The following is a 23,732-nucleotide window of genomic DNA, read 5'->3' as shown; positions in this document are numbered from 1 at the left end:
TTTGTGGCGTTTTAATCAAGTTTTCTGTTAAGACGGTCGTCACCCTGAATTTATTTCAGGGTCTTTCACGCTAAAAAGATGCTGAAATAAATTCAGCAGGACGATAAAGCGGGATTAGGCGTAAATAAGATATAATTTTCAGCAAATAATTATCGAACTCAGGTTATAACGTCGCCCACACCAGGCCAAACTTACGAAGTTTGCCCTCGCTTAGGCCTTCCTAAACTTCGTAAGTTTTCCAAAGCCTTAACTATAACTTATTTGCTTAACCCTGCCAATGCATTAATGGTTAACGCCACAATTACGGTATTAAAGATAAAGGCGATTAAACTGTGTAAAAGAGAAAGCCTTCTGATCTTCCGATCTGAAATTTCTACATCAGAAACCTGGAAAGTCATGCCCAATACGAAAGAAAAATAGGCGAAATCGATAAAATCAGGTTCATCAGCTCCAGGAAATTCAAGTCCTGCTCCTTTTTTATTTGAATGCCCTTTCTTATCGTCGCCATAATAAAGGTGTGCATAACGCATACTAAAAGTAGTATGTACCAAAAACCACGATAAAAACATACCTGTTATGGCTACCACTAAATCGAGTGGATCAATATCTTTATTAATCAGCAACAAAATTACGGCAAGCAGACCAGTAAAGGTAGAAACCAACACAATGGCAAAAATTTCGCCCCGGGTTTCATCCTGCATTTTAGCTTTAAGATGTGTTTCGGCCACAGAAGTATGAAAAAACATGTACCAGTGCAGCGTAATCAGGATTAAACAAAATACATCCCAGCCGAACATGATGTGTGTAAGTACACTCATTTTAAAAAAAAGCGAAACCAAATAAAAAGCAATCCCTAAAAACAGACTAATCAACAAAATAAACAGTGCTGACCGTTTTTGGATACCTTCTAATTTCGGTTCGATTTCCATTTTCTTAAAATTTAAGCTTAAAGTGTTCTTTTGCCTGTCCTTTTTTAAAGTAAACCAAGCCGATCCAGAACAAATCGACAGTTACAGTAACATCAGGATGGTTTTTAATTTCAGCCCAGGCTTCTTTCATGCCTTCGCTCCAATAAATATCGTCAAAAATCAACAGTGAATCTTCATTAATTTTAGGCAAACACCAGTTAAAATAATTCAGGGTAGCATCCTTGCGGTGGTTACCGTCAATGTAAACGAAATCCAAACTGGGTTGTTTGGCAATAATATCGGGTAAGATCAAATCAAAATTGCCCACATGAAGCTCGATATTCTCTAAATTTAGATCATCGAAATTTTTCTTCGCCACCTCTGCCGTTTGCGAACAGCCTTCTATGGTAATTACTTCTGTCTCGGCACTTGTTGTGGCCAGATAAGCCGTTGTAATGCCAAGGCAAGTGCCTAATTCTATAGCACTTTTAGGATTTGTATTTTTCGCCAACCGGTAAATCAGTTTGGCCAAGCGCGGACTTTTCAACGCATTCTTCGCAATCTGACTTACCTTTTTTGTACGGTTCTTATTGAGGTGAGAACCCGCACCAAGGTCTGTAACAGTGATTATCGAATCGTCATTAAAAAGTTTTTTTCGTTGTTCTTCTATGTTTTTGTATTCAGATTTGTCGGTAAAATCGTAAATTACCTCATCAGCGAGCTTGTATACGAATGGTGAGTGCGTTCCATGTCGGCTTTTTGCTGTTAAACGGTGTTTAAGGTAATCTGTAATAAATTGAAATAGCATAATATTGCAAAAGTAATTAAACACTGCAAACGTAGGTATGTTTTATGGAAAATAACGCAGAGATAAGTGCTTTAGTAAAATTGTTGGATGATCCTGACGAGGAAGTTTTCCATCATGTAGAGAAGAAACTGCTTGAATATGGCGGCGAAGTAGTACATTTTTTAGAAAATGCCTGGGAACAGTCTTTTGATGGCTTGTTGCAGGAGCGAATTGAAAATATTGTTCATCAGATCCAGTTTAAAACGGTTAAAGAAGATTTAAGCTTATGGTATTTAAGCGGTGCTTTTGATTTATTGCAGGGCGCATTAATTATTAACCGGTACCAATACCCTGATTTAGACGAGCAAAAGGTAATTAACCAGATGGAAGAAATTAAAAGAGATATCTGGTTGGGCCTTCAATATGAAATGAGCTCGGTTGAAAAAGTAAAACTGATCAATCACGTTTTATATCAACAATATGGTTTTGGTGGCAATACCAAAAATCACCACGATCCACAAAATTCTTATTTAAACCAGGTTCTGGAAAGCAAAAAAGGCAACCAGATTTCGCTAGCCATTATCTATTCTACCCTCGCACAGAAATTAGACCTGCCTGTGTATGGAATAAACTTGCCACAGCACTTTATTTTAGGTTATATAGACGATAGCAAACAGCAAGGAACTGAATATGGTGTGCTTTTCTACATCAATGCTTTTAACCGCGGTAATATCTTCGGCAAACATGATGTTGATCAGTTTCTTCGCCAGCTCAATTTAGAGGCGCTGCCCGAATATTATAGGCCTTGCAGCAATACGGATATTATCCGCCGAGTAATCAGAAACCTGATTTCGGCTTATGAAAATGTGGGGGCTACCGATAAAGTTGCCGAATTGAACGAACTTCAAGATATTATTGCCGAAAAATAGTTTACCTAGATCCTATGCACAAAAGAAAGCTTACTGCCCCTACTATATTGTTCTGCATTACAGCCATCATCTCCTTATCATTTTTGAGTATCCAATCAAAAGCCCAAAAAACAATTAAACCAAACGTTATTGCCTATTACACCGGACAAAATTCAGTAATAGATAGCTTTCCGATCGAAAAACTGAGTCATTTGATTTATAGTTTCGGTCATTTGAAGGGCGATAGTTTTAACATTAGCTCAGCGAAGGATTCAGCCTTGATTACTAAAATGGTAACTTTAAAACAACAAAACCCCGATTTAAAGGTAATGGTTGCTATGGGTGGCTGGAGTGCCTGCAAAGATTGTTCGGAGGTATTCAGCAGGGCTGAGGGACGAAAAACATTTGCCAAAACAACTAAAGAAATACTTGATTTTTTCCATGCCGACGGGATAGACATTGACTGGGAGTACCCTGTAGTAGTTGGCTTTCCTGGACATAGATATACAGTTGATGATAAACATAATTTCACTTTACTGATTAAAGAACTCCGTAAAAAACTAGGTAAAAAGGCCGAAATTAGCTTTGCTGCAGGCGGTACAAAAAACTGCATCGATTCTTGTTTCGAATGGGATAAGGTAATGCCTTTGGTAAACCGGGTTAATGTAATGAGCTACGATCTGGTAAGCGGATATGCGACACAAAGCGGCCACCATACCCCGTTGTATGCTACGGCTCAACAGTCTTTATCAGGCGATTACGCTGTAAAAGCTTTAATAGATTTAGGTGTACCCGCACAAAAAATTGCATTAGGAGCAGCATTTTACGCCCGTATTTTCGAAAACACTATTGATGCAAACCAGGGTTTATATCAACCAACAAAATTTTTAAGAGGCGTTTCTTTTAAAAACTTCACCAAACAGTTTACTGCTGAAAATGGCTATACCTATTATTGGGATGAGACAGCCAAAGCACCATATTATTATAATCCACAAACAAAATACCTCGCTACTTTTGATGATCCTAAATCAATTTCATTAAAAACCAAATATGTTATCGATCAAAAATTAAATGGCATTATGTTCTGGGAATTAACAGATGATGCTTATAGCAATGGTTTACTGGATGTGATCGATAAAACGATAAACGGAATTTAAGCGTTAAATTATTTCGGTAACAAGGTTACAAAGAAGGTCTGACCATGATTTAAAATCGGGCCTTCGATTATGTTTTCGTGTATTTTATTTACAAGTATAGTTTAAGCTATATTTTACATCGTAAGTATCCGTTTGAACTGGTCCACTACTTGGATAAAAAGTAGAAAGCACCGAAAACGATACCGATGTAGCGTTTCCTTTTCCATCGTATTGATAGCCGAAGGTATAAACAGCATCAGTAAAAGGATCGCCGTCTACCGTTTTTGCCGTGCCTTTAAGTAATACATTTTTAGATTGTTTCCCAAAATATCCACCAGGAAAATAATCAACATGATAAGAAAGTGGATCCGCAATCTCGTATGTGTTTACCGCATTTTCTGTTGAATATACATAGGTAGTGGTTTCTGTGTAGCCAAGGTGCGCATCAACTGAAACTGCTTTTACTAAATTGCCGTTAGCATAAGTTAAGTTATCAGTTGTATTTAATTCTCCGTTTAAATAATTTTTCACCTGAATTAAATAGCCATCTGCATTTTAGGAGTATTTTCTGGTATAACTATAACTAACCCCACCTCCACTAATAACACCATCACTTCCACTCGATATTGCCCTTCCATTTTCCAAAACGATTTCAGACACATTCCCATCCCCATCGGTAGCGGTAATTTTATTTGCCATATAAACATAATTACTCGTCTGACCGTCGGTAGTGGTTGCTTTCGAAATCCTACCAGAAGCGTCGTAAGTAAAGGCAAGTGCGTAAGTGCCTAAAATATCAAGATCGGCCTTTAAACTAGCTAGTTTACAGCCATTCCCATTAGGGTCGAACTTGGCGTTCCCATTAATTTCTTTTTTACAACTTGCTATTGATATGATAGCAACAAAAGCTACCATAACATATTTAATTGTTTTATGCATTAAAATTTCCGGTTAAGAGGTTAAAATATCGGCAAAGATATTAAAATTTCTCTTTTTTCATCCAGTCAGCCAACAAGTTAAACCAATCTACATCCGAAGTCCTGTTGATTAAACCAAAACCGTGACCACCTTTCTCGTACAGATAAATATCGGTATCTACCTTATTCTGCTTTAACGCTTCGTTCATTAAAACACTATTTTCGAAAGGAACAGTTTTATCATCTTTAGCATGCACAAAAAAAGTTGGAGGTGTTTTCCTGGTTACATTTTTATTGGCTGAGAAATAATGTTTTAAACTATCAGTAGGATTTGGACCCAATAAATTCTTCATCGTACCAGTGTGTACAGATTCTTCAAAACTGATTACAGGATAAATTAATGCAGCGAAATTTGGCCTAAGATCTATCTTTTCCGGATCGGAAATCTTAAGATCGTTATAATGGGCAACCAAAGTTGAGGCAAAATGCCCCCCGGCTGAAAAACCCATAATCCCGATCTTATTGGCTTTGATTCCATATTTTTTTGCGTTTTTCCTAATCAGGTAAATGGCCTGCTGTGCATCCTGCAATGGACCATAAGTTTTATCAACCATAATCTGATCGCTCGGTAACCGGTACTTCAATACAAAAGCGGTAACTCCAATCGCATTAAATCTTTTGGCTACATCGGTTCCTTCATGGCTAAATGCCAAAGCGCCATAACCTCCACCCGGACAAATGATTACGGCAGCTCCTTTAGCGATATTTTTAGGTGCTTCGAAAACCGTAAATGTAGGCACCGATACTTTGGTAACACTCAAGGTACCATTTGCACGTACCTCAGTATTTTCTACATAATCAGCAGGTATAGTTTTAGCGCCCGGAATTTCACCTGAATATAACGGTACAACTTCTTGGGCATTCGAATAGTTAACTGCCATAAACAATAACATAATAAGGATGGATGATTTTGCCATTTGTTTTAGATTAAAATTCCATTAAATATGCTTTTAAAAACCCGTTAATATCGCCATTTAAAACCGCATCAGGATTTGAGGTTTGATAATTGGTCCGGTGATCTTTTACCCTCCTGTCATCCAGCACGTAACTTCTGATCTGCGAGCCCCATTCTATTTTCTTTTTCGATCCCTCTACCGCAGCAATTGCTTCGTTACGTTTTCGTTCCTCAATTTCATATAATTGAGATTTTAATAAACGGATGGCATTCTCTTTATTCTGCAACTGCGATCGCGACTCCTGGTTTTTAATAATAATGCCTGAAGGTTTGTGGTATAAACGTACAGCTGTTTCAACTTTGTTTACGTTTTGTCCGCCTGCTCCACCAGCCCTAAATGTTTCGAATTCTATATCAGCAGGATTAATATCAATCTGTATGGTATCGTCAACCAGGGGATAAACATAAACAGAAGCGAAAGATGTATGCCTACGGGCATTCGAATCGAATGGAGAAATCCGAACCAGGCGGTGCACGCCATTTTCGCCTTTCAGATAACCGTATGAGAAATCGCCATCAAATTGAAGCGTTACCGATTTTATACCGGCAACCTCCCCTTCCTGGCTATCCTGTTCGGTAATTTTATAACCGTTCTTTTCTCCCCACATCATATACATGCGCATCAGCATATAAGCCCAATCACAGCTTTCAGTTCCACCAGCTCCGGCAGTAATCTGTAAAACGGCAGAAAGTTGGTCTTCTTTACTCCGGAGCATATTTTTAAGTTCCAGTTCTTCTACTGCGGTTTTACTAATCTCGAACTGATCTTTCAGCTCAGCTTCTGAAGCATCGCCAGATTGAAAAAACTCAAACATCACCACAGTATCTTCAACTGCGTTGTTGGTTTGGTTAAAGCCATCTGTCCATTTTTTCTTTGAACTGATTTCGGCAAGAATTTTTTCTGCTTTTTTAGGGTCGTCCCAGAAATCGGGCGCCATTGTTAATTTTTCTTCTTCGCGGATGGCGTAAAGTAGCTCATCAACGTCAAAGATACCTCCTCAGCGACGTTACTCTGTCCCTTAAATCCTGAATATTTTCTTTGGTCATGAAACAAATATAGTAACTTTTAATCTCCCTTTTTTTGGCAGCCAGATATTGTTGTCATTCTGAATGCAATGAAGAATCCAAAGGCTCTTCGAAGCAAATCTTTAACAGATAATTATAATAGTTTGATGAACATTTACCATTAAGGAGTTAAGAATATTAAGTTTTTCTTTCTTCAAAAACGGGGAAGTATAAATTACAATGAGTACAAATGAACTAATGGCTAATGAACCCGTGTGAACCCTTATTTCTTCATCGACATATAATCTAAAGTAAGGTTAGAGAGTAATTTAACCCCTAAAACAAAACCGCTTTCATCAAGATAAAAATCCGGTGTGTGGTGCGATGCTGCTTTTAAAGGATCTTTACCTTTTGGCATCCCTCCTAAAAACACAAATAAACCTGGTACTTTTTCCTGAAAGAAGGAGAAATCTTCTGCGCCTGTAACTGGTGGTTTTAATTTCACGTGATCTTTACCTGCCGTCGATTCCATGCTTGGCAACATCTTTTCGGTTAGCGCAATATTATTAAAAGTAACCGGATAATGGTTGCTATAAGGGATTTTGACTTCAGCTGTTGCGCCACCTGCCTCGGCCGTTTTGGTTACGATGGTTTTAATCCTTTCGATAAACATGGCCTCATCTTCCTTACTAAAGTTGCGTACTGTACCTAACATTTCTACCTTTTCGGGAATAATATTCGACCGTACACCGCCATTAATAGCACCAATGGTAACTACACCTGGGTTTTCGGTCACATTTAAATTCCTACTTACTATGGTTTGCAGGCTATTGATAATCTGGGCCGAAACCACCACCGGATCGATACTGCTCCATGGGTAAGCCCCATGTGCCTGGCGGCCGGTAACGGTAATCTTCATATCGTTTACTGCTGCCATTGTTCCACCCGGACGGTAAGTTACATCGCCAACTTCGGTTTGAGAATTGATGTGTAAACCGAAAATCACATCAACTTTAGGGTTTTCGAGTACGCCCTCCTTAATCATTAATGCAGCCCCACCTTCATCTCCTGCAGGCACACCTTCTTCAGCGGGTTGAAATATAAATTTCACCGTCCCTTGAATATCTTTTTGCATAGAAGCCAGCACTTCTGCTACGCCCATTAAAATAGCCACATGACTATCATGTCCACAGGCATGCATTACGCCAACCTCTTGTCCGTTATACTGCGTTTTTACCTTTGATGCAAATGGAACATCTACCTGCTCGGTAACCGGCAAGCCGTCCATATCGGCACGTAAAGCCACAACTGGTCCGGGTTTACCTCCTTTTAGCACGCCAACTACGCCTGTTTTGGCTACACCTGTTTTTACTTGTATACCTAAAGATTCTAAATGTTTTGCAATAATGCCAGCTGTTCTTACTTCAGTATTTCCCAATTCAGGATGTTCATGAAAATCGCGCCTCCAGGTAATTACCTTTTGTTCGATGGCATCGGCTTTTTTCGAAACCACTGGTCTTAAATCTGATTTTTGGGCGAAAGAATTTAATGTAAGTAGCGAAAAACTGATCAAGAATACTTTCTTCATAAATGAATGATTTAGTTTAGGAGCCCTAAGCTAAACAATTTTGGGGAGAGATGGAATTTGTTCTTACCTGAACAGCTAACAACAGTATTTCTGTAGACATCGAAGCAAAGGTTTACAGAATGGACTTTAGGGTTGTCAACTTTAATGGCAGGTTTGCTATTAAAAGTTGACAACTCTTCTCAAGTATATATTTTTACAGGTAGATCTGAAGGAAATGAATCCTAAAAATCAGTAAATGCTTAATTAAACATCCCCTTCAGCTTATCCATAATGCCGCCACCTCCCGCTTGGCCGGGCTGCTGCGCCTGCCCACCACCATTAAACATTCCGATTACATCACTTACCTCAAATTTACCATCATCACCGCCCAAACTTCCCAAAACATCTTTAATGTTAAAAGAGCTATCGTTCGGGTCGTTTGTTTTTTGGGTAAACTTGGCAATCAGGCCCGGAATAATGCTTGCTGCCAAAGATTTCGCTGTATCGGCATTAATGCCCAAGCCACTTAATTTATCCATAAAATTCCCCGACGCCTGCTCAGCAATCTGGGTACCTTCTGCTTTATTACCGTTAAATATATCGGTTAATGCACCAATATTACCTGATGATACCTGGTCTTTCAGCGTATCGAAGATAGAACCCGATGCAGCCTGGATTACAGCTTCATTTTGTTCGTTCGGAATGGCAGTGTTGTTTACAACACTTTCCTGGACGTTTTCACGCACCATATTATTTAAATTTTCTAACATAACATAGAATTAAAGGTTAAAATAATTAATGAACTAACAGGGATGGTGTACTAAAGTTAATGTGTTTAATCGACATTAAAAATTCTTATTCATTTAGAACATTAAAAAGACCATTTTAAATTTTTGCTTTATTACTTTTACAAAAAACAAAGATTATGTTACCTAAAGTAAATTTCACAGAAACTGAGGCCTACAAGTATTTAGCCGATCATTTTATAGATATTAATCAAAAAAGCATTAAAGATCTTTTTGCTGAGGATGCAGATCGTTTCAATAAGTTTTCTGTTTTTTTTGAGGATATTCTGCTAGATTATAGCAAGAACCGCATCAGCGATGAAACATTAGCACTATTGATTCAATTGGCGCGAGAGTGTAAATTGGATGAAGCTATAAAATCGATGTACAACGGCGATAAAATTAATGAAACGGAAGACCGGTCGGTACTTCATATTGCCTTACGTAATTTAAGCAATACGCCAATTTTAGTTGATGGTAAAGATGTGATGCCCGAAGTAAATGCAGTATTGGCTAAAATGGAGAAATTTAGCAACAGCATCATTAGCGGCGAATGGAAAGGTTATACAGGCAAGGCCATTACTGATGTGGTTAATATTGGTATCGGTGGGTCAGACTTAGGCCCTGTGATGGTTACCGAGGCACTAAAACATTATAAAAACCATTTAAACATTCACTTTGTTTCGAATATTGATGGTACACACATCGCAGAAACATTAGCAGATTTAAATGCCGAGACAACATTATTCTTAGTCGCATCAAAAACTTTTACTACACAAGAAACCATGACGAATGCACACTCTGCACGCTCTTGGTTTTTGGATAAAGGCGGAAAAGAAAGTGATATTGCCAAACACTTTGCCGCATTATCTACCAACGCTAAAGACGTTTCTGCTTTTGGCATCGATACAGAGAACATGTTCGAGTTTTGGGATTGGGTTGGTGGTCGTTATTCTTTATGGAGCGCTATCGGTTTATCCATCTCACTAAGTATAGGCTTCGATAATTTTAAACAATTGTTAGCTGGAGCTCACGCAACTGACAACCACTTTAAAACTGCCGATTTTGAAAGCAACCTGCCTGTAATTTTAGGTTTGTTAGGCGTTTGGTATATCAATTTCTACAATGCAGAAACACAGGTTATTTTACCTTACGACCAATATATGCACCGTTTTGCTGCTTATTTCCAACAGGGAGATATGGAGAGCAATGGTAAACACGTAGATAGGAACGGTAATGAGGTTGATTATGAAACCGGACCGATTATCTGGGGTGAGCCCGGAACAAATGGCCAGCATGCCTTTTATCAGTTAATTCATCAGGGTACCAGAATTATCCCTGCCGATTTTATTGCTCCGGCACAGAGCTTAAATCCACTAGGCGATCATCATCCAATTTTACTATCAAACTTCTTTGCACAAACAGAAGCTTTAATGAACGGTAAAACCGAAGAAGAAGTAACCGCTGAGTTAAAGAAAGAAGGCAAATCAGCGTCAGAAATTGAAAAAATTGCACCGTTTAAAGTATTTGAAGGCAATCGCCCAACAAACTCTATCTTATTGAAAAAAGTAACGCCATATACTTTAGGCAGTTTAGTTGCCATTTACGAACATAAAATATTTGTTCAGGGAATTATCTGGAACATCTTTAGTTTCGACCAGTGGGGAGTAGAACTTGGCAAGCAATTGGCCAAAAAAATTCTTCCAGAGCTGGAGGGCAGCGAAAAAGTTTCGAGCCACGATAGCTCTACCAACGGCTTAATTAACCAGTACAAGGCCTGGAGATAAAATATATTAAAAAAAGCGAGTGTAAATACTCGCTTTTTTTGTTTTAAATCCATAATTTAGGTCATCCTTATTATTCTTCACGCTAGTGAAAAATCCAAATTAACTTATTAATGAAATAGTTGCTCGCTTTCGCCTTTGATTATTTCTAATCATTTAAAAACAAACTATCAATGAAACCATCATTAGCATGCTATTCATCATAACAAAAAAACATGCTAATGATTGCTTCATAACCATTAAAAAACAATTATAAACTTATGAAAAAAAGAATTCTTTTTGCTTTGGCCATTTCCGGTCTGTGCTTAAGTGCTTCTGCCCAAAAAGTACAGTTTACGGAATTTGACCTTGACAATGGCCTCCATGTCATTCTACACCAAGACAAAACTGCTCCAGTAGTTGCCGTTTCGGTAATGTATCATGTTGGCTCTAAAAATGAAGAAACCCAGCGTACAGGTTTTGCTCACTTTTTCGAACACTTATTATTCGAAGGTTCGGATAACATCAAAAAAGGTGAATTTATGAAATTAGTGAGTAGTAACGGCGGACAGAACAATGCCAATACTTCCCAAGACCGTACTTTTTATTATGAACTTTTTCCATCAAACCAATTAGAACTGGGTTTATGGCTGGAAAGCGAAAGAATGTTACATCCGGTAATTAACGAAAGTGGAGTAAAAACACAAAATGAAGTAGTAAAAGAAGAAAAACGTTTACGCATAGACAACTCACCTTACGGAAAATTTACAGAGAAAATTTTCGGTCATTTGTTTGATGGCCATCCTTACCGTTGGCAGCCAATTGGTTCAATGGAGCACTTAGATGCCGCAAAATTGAGCGAGTTTATTGCTTTCTTTAAAAAGTATTATGTGCCTAACAATGCGGTTTTAACCATTGCCGGCGATTTAGATATAGAGAAGACTAAAGCTTTGGTAAAATCATACTTTGCCGAAGTACCTAAAGGTGCACCAATTGTTCGTCAAGAATTCAAATTACCAGAAATTACCAAAGAAATTATCGATACTGCTTATGATGCCAACATTCAGATCCCGGCCATCTTCGCGGCTTACCGTGTACCTGGCATGAAGAGCAGAGAAAGCAAGGTTTTAGGTATGATCAGCTCTATTTTATCAGAAGGTGGAAGCTCGAGATTAAGTACTAAAATGGTCGATCAAAAGAAAACAGCCCTGCAGGTTGCTGCTTTTAACTATTCGCTTGAAGATTATGGGGCTTATATCACCCTGGCATTACCCAATAAGAATACACCACTTAATGATTTATTAAAAGATATTGATGAAGAAGTTTTACGTCTTCAAACCGATTTGATTAGCGAAAGTGATTATAAAAAACTGCAGAATAAATTCGAAAACAACTACGTAAGTGCAAACAGTAAAATGTTGGGTGTTGCCGAAAACCTGGCCGATGGTTACACTTTCCATGATAAGGATACAAACGATATCAACAAGGAATTAGAGGTAATCAGATCAATCACCCGCGAGGAGATCAGAGACGTTGCTAAAAAATACCTGAACAAAAACCAAAGAGTTGTATTGTATTACTTACCTAAGAAATAAGCTGATCGCTTTTTCATTTTAATTATTAAAAACATGAAGAAATTATTCATTATAGCTGCAGTTTCCTTATTGGCTCAAGGTATTTCAGCACAAACAATAGATCGAAGCCACAAACCAAAACCAGGTCCGGCACCCATTATTACCGTTGGCGATCCCGTGATTTATAAATTAGCGAACGGCATCACTGTTTTGGTGGTAGAAAACCATAAACTACCAAAAGTAGCAGCAAGTTATAGTATCGATGCAGGTCCCATTACTGAAGGTGCTAAAGCAGGCGTAGTAGGCTTGATGGGCAGTATGCTGAACGAAGGAACCACAACTAAAACAAAAGCACAATTTGACGAATCGGTAGATCAGTTAGGTGCTGATGTAAATGCAGGGGCATATGGTGGTAATGTTTCGGCTTTAACCCGTTATTTTCCTGAGGCATTTGCTTTAATGGCAGAGAGTATCCGTAAACCTGCTTTCCCTGCAGAATCTTTCGAAAAACTAAAATCGCAAACCATTACTGGATTAAAATCTAACGAAAAAAGTGCAAAAGCCATTTCAGCACGTGTGGTAAATGCATTGGCTTATGGCAAAAACCATCCTTATGGAGAGTTTGAAACCGAGGCTTCTATTACAGGCATTACTTTAGACGATGTAAAAGCAGCTTATAAGAAATACATTACCCCATCCAGAGGTTATTTAACCTTTGTAGGTGATATTAAACCAGAAGCAGCCAAAACTTTGGCAGAGAAAGCCTTTGGCGATTGGAAAGGAACTGCCTTAACTTTACCAGTACTGACTAAAGTTGCTAATCCTGCCAAAACAGAAGTTGACATCATTAATGTGAGCAATGCTGTTCAATCTGAAATTACAGTGGTGAACTTAATCGACCTGCCAATGAGCAGCCCAGATTATTTCCCGATTTTATTGGCAAACCAGATTTTAGGTGGTGGCTCTGAATCGAGATTATTTGATAACCTCCGCGAGAAACATGGCTTTACTTATGGTGCATATTCCAGCACAGGTTCAGGTCGTTTCCAATCTAAATTTTCGGCCAATGCAGCTGTTAGAAATGAAAAAGTTGACAGTGCAGTGGTAGAATTTTTAAGAGAAATTAACACGATCCGTACTACAAAAGTAACCGCTGATGAATTACAGAACGCTAAAAATCTTTTCAACGGATCGTTTGCATTAGGCTTAGAAAACCCGGCACGTACTGCAGGTTTTGCGAGCAATATCTTAATTAATAACTTACCTAAAGATTTTTACCGCACTTATTTACAAAAGATTAATGCGGTAACTACTGACGATATTTTAAGGGTAACTAAAAAATACTTTAACCACGATAATACGCGTATTGTTATTGTAGGCAAAACTGACGCATTTGCAGCAGGCTTAACTAAAGCAGGTTTTAAACCACAAGCTTACGATAACTATGCAAATTCGGTTAAAGCAACCGAAACTGCTGTACCAACAGCTGCACCTGTAGAAATTATCAAAAACTACATTAAGGCCATTGGCGGTGAAGAAGCCATTAAAAAAATTACTTCATTACAGCAAAATGGTGAAATGGATGCACAAGGTCAAAAACTTATGGTTACCCTTAAAAACATGGCGCCTAACTTAAGTAGCATGGAAATTTCTATGGGAGGCCAAACTATGGTGAAACAGGTTTACAATGGCAAAACAGGGTATTCGATGCAAATGGGCCAAAAAGCAGAATTAACTGGCGATGACCTGGCTGAAAAGAAAGATGATAAAGGTTACGGTAGTCAAATTTACTACGCAACTGATGGAACGAAAATTGAAGCAGCCGGAACTGCAAAGGTAGGTACTGCTGACGCTTTTAAATTAAATATCACTTCGCCATCGGGCAAAAAGAAAACTGAATACTACGATACCAAATCGGGTTTACTTTTAAAAGATGAAAGTACCACGACCAAAGGTGGAGCTGAAATTAGCCAGTCTACAGAATATTCAAACTACAAAAAAGTAGGCGATGTATTATTTCCGTTTACCTTAACTCAATCGGCGGCAACCCCACAAGGTTCTCAGGAGTTTTCAGTTGTAATTAAAGACATTAAAATTAATCCTCCATTAAAAGCCGAAGATTTTAATTAGGTTTTAGATACAATTTATCTCGAAATCCGTCCCGATTTAAAATCGGGACGGATTTTTTTTGTATTTTTTTTTATTGCAGGCAACCAATTGCAAAAAGTGCACGTAACGACTAAGATTTCAATAGAAATTATTTAAAAACCTATGGTTATTACAAAAACAGCGATACTTTTCAAATAAACAAAACATAAATCTTAAAAAATTCGGATATGGTTGCAAAAAAACAAGTTATCGCAATTATATTTGCGGCATTTCTGATTATGTTATGCCTATCGATAAAAGCAAAAAACAATACGGCTATTGCCGCAAAAATTTCAATTGCACTGCCCAACAATCAGAGATGATAGAAATGAATCTACCACTAATTTTAATCTTAACTAAATACCTATGAAAAAACAAAATTCAATCTTTTTATTAGCCGCAATTACTGCCCTGCTTTTTGCCTGCTCTAAAAAACAAGCAGAGGAATTAAAACCTGAAACTCCACCACCTACTGGCCCAACAACTGTAACTACAGCAAATGTAACTTACACTAATTTTACCGGAGCATTGTTTCAAACCAAATGTGGAGGTTGCCATGGTGCTAATGGTGGTGCGAAGGGTTTCTGGCTTTTTAATGGCATTTCATCAGCAAAAGAGGTGCGTGTAAACAATGCCATATTTGTCACCAAAACAATGCCTAAAGGCAATAATACCATATCGGAGAGCGATAAGGCACTGTTAAAAGCATGGTTTGATAAAGGTATGCCAGAATAATCAATAAAAATTAACGCTAAATCAAAATGGTTCCACTAAAAATTTAAATAAATACACCAATGCAAAGACTATTTTTCACCTTAATAGCCTTGTTTTTATGCACAGGCGTAAAAGCACAGATATGGGTAAGTAAAAGCGTAAATTCTTCATTTTTTTCTTCGACACCTGTAGAGGATATAGATGCACAGAGCAAAACAGGGGCTTCGGCTCTCAATATCAAAACCAACGATATCATTTTCAAGGTCAACAATACTTCTTATCAGTTTAAGAAAAAACTGATGCAAGAACATTTTAACGAGAATTATATCGAAAGCGACAAATATCCGACTTCAGATTTTAAAGGAAAAATTATAGAACAGATTGATTTTTCGAAACCAGGAACCTATCCGATCACGGTGAAAGGCAATCTACAGATCCATGGGGTTAGCAAAGAATATCAAGCCAAAGGTTCACTGGTGATTACAACTGATGAAATAAAGGCCACTTCAGCTTTTAACGTAAAGCTTGCTGATCACGACATCAAAATCCCAACGATTGTTTTCAAACAAATTGCCGAAACCATACAGGTAAAAATGACGGCTACTTATCAACCTAAAAAATAAAACCTTATGAAATATCATCTAAAATCACTTTTATACTTGTTTGCCCTTTGTTTACCAATAGTTGCTTCTGCACAGGATTCGCTCGAAAATGCATTGCGGATGCCTGTAGAAAAAAAGAATGTAAAGGCCACATTTAAAGCAACCAAACTCATTAACATACAAACCAATGAAACCATTTACAAAAATGAGATGGATTTCAGGGTAGATCACCGGTTTGGAGACATTGCCGGATCTGGTGGCGGAATTAAAAACTTTTTCGGTCTGGATCAATCTACCGACATCCGCATTGGTTTTGAATATGGAATAAGCGATAAACTTTCTGTAGGCTTAGCCAGGGCAAAAGGCGCCGGAGTTGTAACACAGTTGTACGAAGGAAACTTAAAATATCGGTTACTGGAACAAACAGATGATGAAAAAGTACCCGTAGCGGTAACATTGTTTGGCAGTACAACCATTGCAGCCGTAAAAGCTTCAACTGATCCGACAGCGGTGAATGCTTACAGTAAATTTCAAGATCGTTTGACCTATGTGGTGCAAGCGGTAATTGCCCGTAAATTTAATTCGAACTTCTCGATGCTGGTCATGCCATCGTACGTACACCGCAACTTTACTGTTTTTGGAGATCAGAACGATTTGCTTGCACTGTCTGTTGGTGGGCGTATTAAGATTACTAAACGGATGGCTTTTGTTGCCGATTATACCATTCCATTCAGAGATAAAGATAAAAAAGCCTACCTCGAAACCACCTTGGGAACACAATATTACAAGACACTTGGTGCCGGACTGGAGTTTGAAACTGGCGGTCATATTTTCCACCTTAATTTCACTAATGCCACGGCCATACAGGAATCGCAATTTATTACCGATACCAATACCTCTTGGCTTAAGGGACAATACCGTTGGGGCTTTAGTATTGCCCGTAGATTTTCTTTTGATAAGAAGAAAGCAAAATAATCTAACTTATAACGATTAAGTTTTGCTTTTAAGGATAAAGCAGTATCGTAATTGGTACTGCTTTTTTATGATATTGATTAAACAGTTACATTCTGCCCTTTTACATCAAATGCATCGCGTAAGCCTATGGCCAGCACATTAAAGGCATAAACAGTAAACATAATGGCTAAACCGGGCAAAACAGCTAAGTAGGCTGCATCCATAATGATATAACCATAATGTTCTTTAATCATGCTCCCCCAGCTTGGCATAGGTGGTTGGGCGCCAAAGCCTAAAAAGCTTAACCCTGTTTCCAGCAATATGGCTGAGGCAAAATTTGATGAGGCAACAACTAAAATTGGCCCCGCGATGTTCGGTAGTATATGTTTGATAATGGTTCTGCTCGTGCTAAAGCCCAAGGCTCTTGCGGCCTCTACAAATTCGACTTCTTTTAAAGCCATTACCTGCCCGCGTACCAACCTTGCTACATCGACCCAGGTTGATAAGCCTACCGCAATAAAAATCTGCCAAAAACCCTTGCCTAAAGCGAATGATATGGCGATTACCAACAGTAACGAGGGCAGTGACCAAACTACGTTCATAAACCAACTGATGGCTGCATCTACGCGACCACCAAAATAGCCAGCAATGGCGCCCAAACTCACGCCAATAAAAAGAGATATGAGAACGGCCATTAAACCTACTGATAGCGAAACACGAATACCTAAAATCAAGCGGCTCAATAAATCACGTCCGTAAATATCTGTGCCTAAAATATAAGTCTTTTTATAAATGTTATTTTTTTCGAAAAGTGCCTGCGGACTCCCTATTTTTGAAGGCAAAACACAACTTGGACATAAATCTTTCAAGTCGTACCTGGTTTCCTTGGCTTTTTCATCATCACCAATATATTCCTGTACAAAAACATTTTTATCTTTTATCTTGTAAGAAGTAATCGGGATACTTTTAAAAGTTGGTGTTTGCCCGTTAAACATTCTTTCGAAAAAGTTAAACTTTTCTACTTTCGGGCTCCTACTGATAATTAAAAACGTAAATGTACTTCCGGGTTTCTTTTTGTTTAACTGGAGAATCTGAACGTTCGCATTTGGAGAATCATCGGACATAATTAAATAACCCAAAATACCCATTACCATCAAAAGTAAAATAAAGACCAATCCGCCGAAGGCAAATTTATTCCGTTTAAACTTTAACCATACTTTTTTTGATGGGCTATTATCCATTATCTAACCATTCTGCCTTTCCAATTGTATTTTCCGCTGTTTCCAGCAATGCCAATGTACACTATATAAAGCACATGCAGCACATTTAAAACCGGGATTAAAATGAGTAAACTGCGCCTTTTTGCAAAGCCGGTTACATCCCATAAAAATAAGGTTTCTAAAATCATTTTAACCAATAGTTGATAAAATGTGATGGTCAAAAAAACCGGAATAAAAAGCCCGGTGATAAAGTTTGCCAGAATAGTGAGGTTAAAGATCCAAATCAGAACCCCTAATACGATAATGGCCTTATTTTTATAACGGGTACTTTTAGAAGCCCAACGTTTGCGTTGCTGAATAAATGCGTCCAAGGTTTCTTTTGCATGCGTATATACAATGGCTTCTCTATTTTTGAGAAAACCGATCTGATCAGGATACTTGGCAGCAATTTTATGCAACAGCAGCTCATCATCACCTGAAGCCAGGTCATCTATGCCTTGAAAGCCACCAACTTCATAAAAGGTTGTTTTCTCGTAAGCTAAATTTGCCCCGTTACAGGTAGAGGGTTCCTTATTGCCAATAGTAGAGGCCCCCAAACCGATCAGGTATAGAAATTCTAACGATTGCAGGCGCTCAAAAAAACTTTTCTCCTGAAAATAGGCTACCGGAGAGGAGATCATTTTATAATTTTTCTGCTCATATAGGTTTACAATGGTAGCCAGCCAATCTGCGCCCATCCTGCAATCGGCATCAGTAGTGATAATCAGATCGCCAGAACAAGTCCCTATTGCAGTTTGTATAGCCTTTTTTTTGTATGAATTCAAGGCTCTATCTTCATTCAGCTTAATCAGTTTCACATTCCTGTCTGCATAACTTAACACAATTTCTGCCGTACGATCGGTAGAATGGTCATCGATAATAATAATTTCGGTTAAAACCTTAGGGTATCGCTGTGCAACCAGGTCATCAATGGTTTTGGTGATATTGGCTTCCTCATCCCTTGCAGCAACAATAATAGAAACTTTGGTTTGAGGATCGGACTTTTGTGGCGTAAAATAAACCAGGTTATGCCATCCTCTGATAAAATTAAGGACTAAAAAACCATAGATTAAGGTTAAAGCAGCAGATACTAGACTAATTAGATTTAAGATTTCCAAAAAAATTGAGTTTAAAAACGAAATAAGTGCCTAAGATAGCAGGAATTATAATATTTATGAGCCAAATACTTGCAGTACATGCAATAACAGCCACATGTTGATCAGTTACGTGTTTAAATAATTCAACAGCGGTAACACTCCTGATCCCCACATCAAAAAGATCAAGTGAAGGTAATGCCGATTGTACCAAAAAGAGCAAACAGGTCATCATAATGATATCTGCATAATGCAAACCTGGTATCAACCAGATAAACAGAATGAAATATTGCGAGCTAAATACCAGATAACGGACAAAACAATAAGTGATGATTTTGAATAACTCTCTTTTTCGGTAACGGCCTAAAATGCTGTAAAACTTTTTGTACTTCCTCGTGAATTTAATAGAGAGCAAAATCCCATTTAACCATCGGATATTAAAGTAGAAGATCAGGAAAAACAGGCAGAAAAATACCGCCAGAAATACCACTGCAATGAATAGTACCTGATCGATCGGGATAAAACGATAAACAAAAAAGCAAGCTGCAATGGCTCCAAAAACATTCGTTAATACCAGTTGACCAATGCTGCCCACACTCATGGCCACTATGCCCACAATCCTTCTTTTGGGTGACAGGAAAAATACCCTTCCTCCATACTCCCCTAGCCTGTTGGGGGTAAAAATAGCCAGTGTTAATCCGCAAAATACCGATTCGATAGCGCGATAAAAACTGATAGGCTCGATGTGGCTCATGAGGTATTTCCATTTTCCCGCCTCCAAAAACCAATTCACAAACATCAATAACACCACGATACCAATTACCGTAATAATTTCTGTTTGAGGGATATTTTTTAATAATGCACTAAAATCGTGCAGATTTTTATTCGCAACGAGCTTATGGTAAATAAACCAAAAAGCAAATATTACGATTGCAGCTTTGATGAAGATTGATAATATTTTTTTGTTCTTGCCTGTCAAGATTATCTTTTTAGTTTGCAAATATGCTTAATATTGCTGTAATGTTGAACGAAAAAAAGGAACGGGTTATTATGGGCATTGATCCAGGCACAGCGGTGATGGGTTATGGCGTAATTTTAGAGAAGGGAAATAAAACAGAACTGATCAGTTTAGGGGTGGTAAAGATGACCCATTTGGATGATCCTTTTCTTAAGCTTCAGCGGATATTCGAAAAAACAGTGGTTTTAATCGATCAGTACAAGCCAGATGTTCTGGCCATCGAAGCACCATTTTATGGTAAAAACATTCAGGTTTTATTAAAACTCGGCCGCGCGCAGGGTATTGCCATTGCAGCTGCGCTCTCCAGAAATATCTCGATAACGGAATATTCTCCACGTAAGATCAAACAATCCATTACAGGCAGCGGAAATGCCACTAAAGAGCAGGTGGCAGCCATGTTGCAACGTTTGTTAAATTTTAAAGAAACGCCAGAGTTTTTAGATGCCACCGATGGTTTGGCTGTAGCCGTTTGCCATTCTTTTCAAAAAATTACCTCAGGAGGAAAATCCAAAACCTATTCGGGTTGGGAATCTTTTGTAAGCGATAACAAAACCAAGGTTAAAGGTTTAGTGGTTAAAGCAAAGAAATAAATATCGGTTGGTGAATCACCAACCGAAGGAGAGCGAATAACGATGATAGGTCACGAGGTATCGTCATTCCCAACTTGATTGGGAATCCTAATGCTATAAACTTTAAGATTCCCGCCTGCGCGGGAATGACGATCGATTATTTAATCTGTCATTGGTAGCGTAGTTGAAGGAATAGATTCTTACTGCCTAGCCTGATCAATCATATTTTTAGTCGCTTCATCCATTGCTAATTTATTCTTACGAATAAAATGTTTTATAGTGAAGAAGATTGCAATACCTACTAATATCAACATCCATAAATTGGAAATTGCGATGATGATTTCTTTAAAAATTGTCCAACCATTTACAATACCCAACCAAAGCCTGTTAATAAATGCCGGGCGGTAGTCGTACAGATTGTCATTGGCAACAATCATCGTTTTAACGGTATTATCCTGATAAAAATTAAGGGTAATGGTACTGAATTTTACACGGCTATCGATTTGCATATTCTCAATTCTCCTGTCTACATAATCGTCTTTGATGTAAAGAGAAGATTCTACATTGGTGCTTTTTTTCGAGGCTACTTTATTGATCTTTTCGATCGCATCGACCCGATTCTGTGCTTTTAGCTTATTGGATAAATAGGCGATACTCTGATCGTCCATTTTCATAGATTGGTTATCTACAAAGACGGCAATTTTTGCGATGGTATTGGTAAATTCGTCCAGCTTTTCCGATGGAACCTTGGCCACCAGATAACCCTGGGTACGATAGGAAGTAATTTCTTTTAACGAATCAGTAGATTGTTTAACCTTATCGGTTTCCTGGATGGAGCTTTCAATAGAAAACTCAGCCACCGTACCTCCTTCGGCTTTAATGGTTTTGCTAAGCTGTTCTTTGGTGTTTTGAACATCTTTCACACGAAACCGCATATCAGCAGTTTTAATAATTTTTTCGGCTGGCAACTCTACTGTAGCAGTAGTATCTGCCATACTTCCTTTGTCAGTACTGGCGTAATCTTTTTTTTCGGCGTTACAGCCAAATAAGGCCAAAATTATGGCTATAGCAATAATATTCCTTTTCATGATTGTGTGGTTCTAAATAAATAATCATTTTAAATATTTGCTTCAAATGGCCATAAGAAGTGCAGCGTTTCGGTTAGCTTTTAACGCTGTGTTTCCCTTAATACAATAATCGTATTTAGGTAACCCAATACTGATTTTAGCCTAGTAAGAAGGGAGTTTGGAAGGGTTTTTTGGTTATTATAAACCTCGCAGGTTTTGAAAACCTTCGAGGTTTGCCTAGCGTCTTTAATGTGTGTCTTTTTTGAAAAGCAGGTTACTGTGTACATCGGTTCCGAAAGCCCTGCCATCCGCTTTACCTCTCTGCGTTCGGTGCCCGCTCCTGTCAGGTTTAAATTACTTAGGCAGACCTTTCTATCCTAAACCCGACAGTCGCGATAGCCCCTGATTCTTCATCAGGGCTAAAGCAAATGGCGGGACTGCTGTAACCTAAATGCTTCTGAATTTGCTTTTCAAAAAAGAAAGTAATATTATTCTAATGGCCTCAATGAGGGCTGCAGGACTTAAAATCTGATGGATTGTGCCTATAAACAAAAAAACCGGTCATGAATAAACATAACCGGCTTTATATTTTGATAGTAGAACGCTTAAGCGTCTAATATTTTGAATACACCTTTAATGGCAATAATTGCACCGATGAACAAAACAATCCAGGATGCCAAAGATACTTGCCACGAATCATAAGCGAAACGTGCGTAAGTACCCACCATGCAAACCAGTACACCAAAAATCATTAATTTATAAATTCCTGGCTGGTTAGCCGTTTTCATACTTTCTGTATTGTGCTTTAATTCGTTGTTCTCCATAATGTTTATTTTTATGATGCTGCAAAAGTAATACTTATTGCTGAATAATTATAAAACTTAGTAACTTTTTAATCGTTCTAATCTTTGTTTCGCTTTATCCTTATCACTAAGTTTTTCTCCCTGATACAAAGGCTTTTCCCAATCGCCGTACATTGGGTTTGGCAACACGATATACTTTGTGCCAAATAGGTGCTGGTTTGTGTTTACCTGTTCAAAGGTATTTTTATTTTCACGATAAAAAATATTGCTGAAATCGCTTAAATTATCGCCACATAACAGGAGAATATTATGCGTTTCAGTAATTTTTTGGCGGCGCGGTTCTTTATTTGATGTTCCTTTCGAAACCACTAAATGCGCATCATCTGCATATGGAAAGCCAAAACTTTGAAGGTTTTTCAATGTTGCGGTATAATCCTTTTCATCGCGGTTGCTCACATAAAATGTTTCGATATGCTTTGATGCAGCAAACTTTAAAAAAGCCAAAGCACCCGGAACAGTATCAGCTTTAGCCAGGTTTGTCCATTCGGTCCAGTCTGCAGGCAAGTAACTCAGTCCTTTTTTAATTTCATGTCCCTGAAAAGCCGAGTTGTCCAAAACTGTCTCGTCTATATCAACAATTACACAATTTGGCTTTTTACTCGTATCGGCCCATAAAGCTTCTTTTAATGATAAACGGGCAAAGTGATAAGCCTGAAAACATAGTGCTCTATACTCGCCCGAAGTTTGCTGCCAAATTACCGCATTGGTATAATCTCTCGCTGGATTTTGAGCTGCAGCAACAAGTGGTAGCAGAAACGATATCACGATAAGTAGGTGTTTTTTCATGATTTGGAATTAAGATTCAAAGATATTAAACTCCTGTGATGCAGCATTTATTAAACATCATTTAAATCATGTTTCAATAAATTCAGGGTAAAAAATCGTGAATAATTTAATCGATTAACTTTTTAGTTATAACCTGAGTTCGATAATTATTTGCTGAAAATTATATCTTATTTACGCCTAATCCCGCTTTATCGTCCTGCTGAATTTATTTCAGCATCTTTTTAGCGTGAAAGACCCTGAAATAAATTCAGGGTGACGACCGTCTTAACAGAAAACTTGATTAAAACGCCACA

General features: G+C 38.1%; 23 protein-coding genes. 9 read left to right on the top strand and 14 right to left on the bottom strand.

Features of this window, described 5'->3' with window-relative positions; all coding sequences use genetic code 11:
- Window positions 1-257 precede the first annotated feature (257 nt).
- Together AW17_RS18215 and AW17_RS18210 are read right to left on the bottom strand one after the other, a co-directional pair.
- Entirely contained in the window at window positions 258-929 is a 672-nt protein-coding gene (locus AW17_RS18215; protein ID WP_029278707.1) for a DUF1345 domain-containing protein, read from the bottom strand.
- Window positions 930-933: 4 nt separating this feature from the next.
- Window positions 934-1,716 carry an O-methyltransferase gene (locus AW17_RS18210; RefSeq protein ID WP_029278706.1) on the bottom strand — a complete coding sequence of 261 codons (783 nt, stop codon included), beginning with the start codon at window positions 1,714-1,716 and terminating at the stop codon, window positions 934-936.
- Between the two features lie 44 nt (window positions 1,717-1,760).
- Between AW17_RS18210 and AW17_RS18205 the strand changes: the two genes are divergently transcribed.
- Window positions 1,761-2,624, top strand: a complete 864-nt coding sequence (locus AW17_RS18205) for a transglutaminase-like domain-containing protein (RefSeq protein ID WP_029278705.1) — start codon at window positions 1,761-1,763, stop codon at window positions 2,622-2,624.
- Window positions 2,625-2,638: 14 nt separating this feature from the next.
- Entirely contained in the window at window positions 2,639-3,760 is a 1,122-nt protein-coding gene (locus AW17_RS18200) for a glycoside hydrolase family 18 protein (protein WP_083488762.1), read from the top strand.
- Window positions 3,761-3,844: 84 nt separating this feature from the next.
- Here AW17_RS18200 and AW17_RS18195 read toward each other — a convergent pair whose 3' ends face one another.
- From AW17_RS18195 to AW17_RS18170, 6 genes are all read right to left on the bottom strand, one after another.
- On the bottom strand, window positions 3,845-4,270 hold the full coding sequence (locus AW17_RS18195) for a hypothetical protein (RefSeq protein ID WP_029278703.1): 426 nt from the start codon (window positions 4,268-4,270) through the stop codon (window positions 3,845-3,847).
- Window positions 4,271-4,294: 24 nt separating this feature from the next.
- Window positions 4,295-4,678 carry a hypothetical protein gene (locus AW17_RS18190; protein ID WP_029278702.1) on the bottom strand — a complete coding sequence of 128 codons (384 nt, stop codon included), beginning with the start codon at window positions 4,676-4,678 and terminating at the stop codon, window positions 4,295-4,297.
- Window positions 4,679-4,718: 40 nt separating this feature from the next.
- Complete coding sequence (locus tag AW17_RS18185) at window positions 4,719-5,633, bottom strand: alpha/beta hydrolase (RefSeq protein WP_029278701.1); 915 nt, start codon at window positions 5,631-5,633, stop codon at window positions 4,719-4,721.
- Window positions 5,634-5,643: 10 nt separating this feature from the next.
- Window positions 5,644-6,718, bottom strand: a protein-coding gene (prfB, locus tag AW17_RS18180; protein ID WP_157280353.1) for a peptide chain release factor 2 whose coding sequence is annotated in 2 segments (ribosomal slippage) — window positions 5,644-6,657 and window positions 6,659-6,718 — 1,074 coding nt in all. Because the reading frame shifts where the segments join, the coding sequence is not laid out codon by codon here.
- 241 nt (window positions 6,719-6,959) lie between these two features.
- Window positions 6,960-8,264 carry an amidohydrolase gene (locus AW17_RS18175; protein ID WP_029278699.1) on the bottom strand — a complete coding sequence of 435 codons (1,305 nt, stop codon included), beginning with the start codon at window positions 8,262-8,264 and terminating at the stop codon, window positions 6,960-6,962.
- A gap of 239 nt (window positions 8,265-8,503) precedes the next feature.
- Window positions 8,504-9,013, bottom strand: coding sequence for a hypothetical protein (locus AW17_RS18170; RefSeq protein WP_029278698.1), 510 nt, complete (start codon window positions 9,011-9,013; stop codon window positions 8,504-8,506).
- A gap of 155 nt (window positions 9,014-9,168) precedes the next feature.
- Here AW17_RS18170 and pgi point away from each other — a divergent pair, with 155 nt between their 5' ends.
- From pgi to AW17_RS18140, 6 genes are all read left to right on the top strand, one after another.
- Window positions 9,169-10,815 carry a glucose-6-phosphate isomerase gene (pgi, locus tag AW17_RS18165; RefSeq protein ID WP_029278697.1) on the top strand — a complete coding sequence of 549 codons (1,647 nt, stop codon included), beginning with the start codon at window positions 9,169-9,171 and terminating at the stop codon, window positions 10,813-10,815.
- Between the two features lie 257 nt (window positions 10,816-11,072).
- Window positions 11,073-12,386 (top strand): M16 family metallopeptidase, encoded by a 1,314-nt coding sequence (locus tag AW17_RS18160; protein WP_029278696.1) that lies wholly within the window; start codon window positions 11,073-11,075, stop codon window positions 12,384-12,386.
- A 33-nt stretch (window positions 12,387-12,419) separates the two neighbouring features.
- Entirely contained in the window at window positions 12,420-14,495 is a 2,076-nt protein-coding gene (locus AW17_RS18155) for a M16 family metallopeptidase (RefSeq protein ID WP_029278695.1), read from the top strand.
- Between the two features lie 384 nt (window positions 14,496-14,879).
- Window positions 14,880-15,248 (top strand): cytochrome c, encoded by a 369-nt coding sequence (locus AW17_RS18150; protein WP_029278694.1) that lies wholly within the window; start codon window positions 14,880-14,882, stop codon window positions 15,246-15,248.
- Window positions 15,249-15,307: 59 nt separating this feature from the next.
- Window positions 15,308-15,850: a YceI family protein gene (locus AW17_RS18145; protein WP_029278693.1), complete on the top strand. Its 543-nt coding sequence runs from the start codon at window positions 15,308-15,310 to the stop codon at window positions 15,848-15,850.
- 6 nt (window positions 15,851-15,856) lie between these two features.
- Window positions 15,857-16,804: a DUF5777 family beta-barrel protein gene (locus AW17_RS18140; RefSeq protein ID WP_029278692.1), complete on the top strand. Its 948-nt coding sequence runs from the start codon at window positions 15,857-15,859 to the stop codon at window positions 16,802-16,804.
- A 77-nt stretch (window positions 16,805-16,881) separates the two neighbouring features.
- Here AW17_RS18140 and AW17_RS18135 read toward each other — a convergent pair whose 3' ends face one another.
- The 3 genes from AW17_RS18135 to AW17_RS18125 are packed head-to-tail and all read right to left on the bottom strand — an operon-like array spanning window position 16,882 to window position 20,115.
- Entirely contained in the window at window positions 16,882-18,024 is a 1,143-nt protein-coding gene (locus tag AW17_RS18135; RefSeq protein ID WP_029278691.1) for an ABC transporter permease, read from the bottom strand.
- Window positions 18,024-19,160 carry a glycosyltransferase family 2 protein gene (locus AW17_RS18130; protein WP_083488760.1) on the bottom strand — a complete coding sequence of 379 codons (1,137 nt, stop codon included), beginning with the start codon at window positions 19,158-19,160 and terminating at the stop codon, window positions 18,024-18,026. Before AW17_RS18130 ends, AW17_RS18135 begins: the two co-directional genes overlap by 1 nt.
- Entirely contained in the window at window positions 19,138-20,115 is a 978-nt protein-coding gene (locus tag AW17_RS18125) for a lysylphosphatidylglycerol synthase transmembrane domain-containing protein (protein ID WP_029278689.1), read from the bottom strand. Before AW17_RS18125 ends, AW17_RS18130 begins: the two co-directional genes overlap by 23 nt.
- A gap of 41 nt (window positions 20,116-20,156) precedes the next feature.
- On the opposite strand from AW17_RS18125, the gene ruvC reads away from it, so the two are divergent.
- Window positions 20,157-20,744, top strand: a complete 588-nt coding sequence (ruvC, locus tag AW17_RS18120) for a crossover junction endodeoxyribonuclease RuvC (protein WP_029278688.1) — start codon at window positions 20,157-20,159, stop codon at window positions 20,742-20,744.
- A gap of 179 nt (window positions 20,745-20,923) precedes the next feature.
- On the opposite strand, the gene AW17_RS18115 is transcribed toward ruvC, so the two are convergent.
- The 3 genes from AW17_RS18115 to AW17_RS18105 form a co-directional block, all read right to left on the bottom strand.
- The gene (locus AW17_RS18115; protein ID WP_051691944.1) at window positions 20,924-21,811 is read right to left on the bottom strand and encodes a DUF4349 domain-containing protein; all 888 of its coding nucleotides are present in this window, start codon (window positions 21,809-21,811) and stop codon (window positions 20,924-20,926) included.
- Between the two features lie 584 nt (window positions 21,812-22,395).
- Window positions 22,396-22,614, bottom strand: coding sequence for a hypothetical protein (locus AW17_RS18110; protein ID WP_029278686.1), 219 nt, complete (start codon window positions 22,612-22,614; stop codon window positions 22,396-22,398).
- Between the two features lie 57 nt (window positions 22,615-22,671).
- Complete coding sequence (locus tag AW17_RS18105; protein ID WP_029278685.1) at window positions 22,672-23,439, bottom strand: 5'-nucleotidase, lipoprotein e(P4) family; 768 nt, start codon at window positions 23,437-23,439, stop codon at window positions 22,672-22,674.
- Between the last annotated feature and the right edge of the window lie 293 nt (window positions 23,440-23,732).

The sequence above is a fragment of the Pedobacter borealis DSM 19626 genome, assembly GCF_000708285.2.
GTDB classification, from domain to species: Bacteria; Bacteroidota; Bacteroidia; order Sphingobacteriales; family Sphingobacteriaceae; genus Pedobacter; species Pedobacter borealis.
The sequence above is the reverse complement of the archived record's forward strand: the minus strand, read 5'-3'. Positions and strand labels throughout refer to the sequence as shown.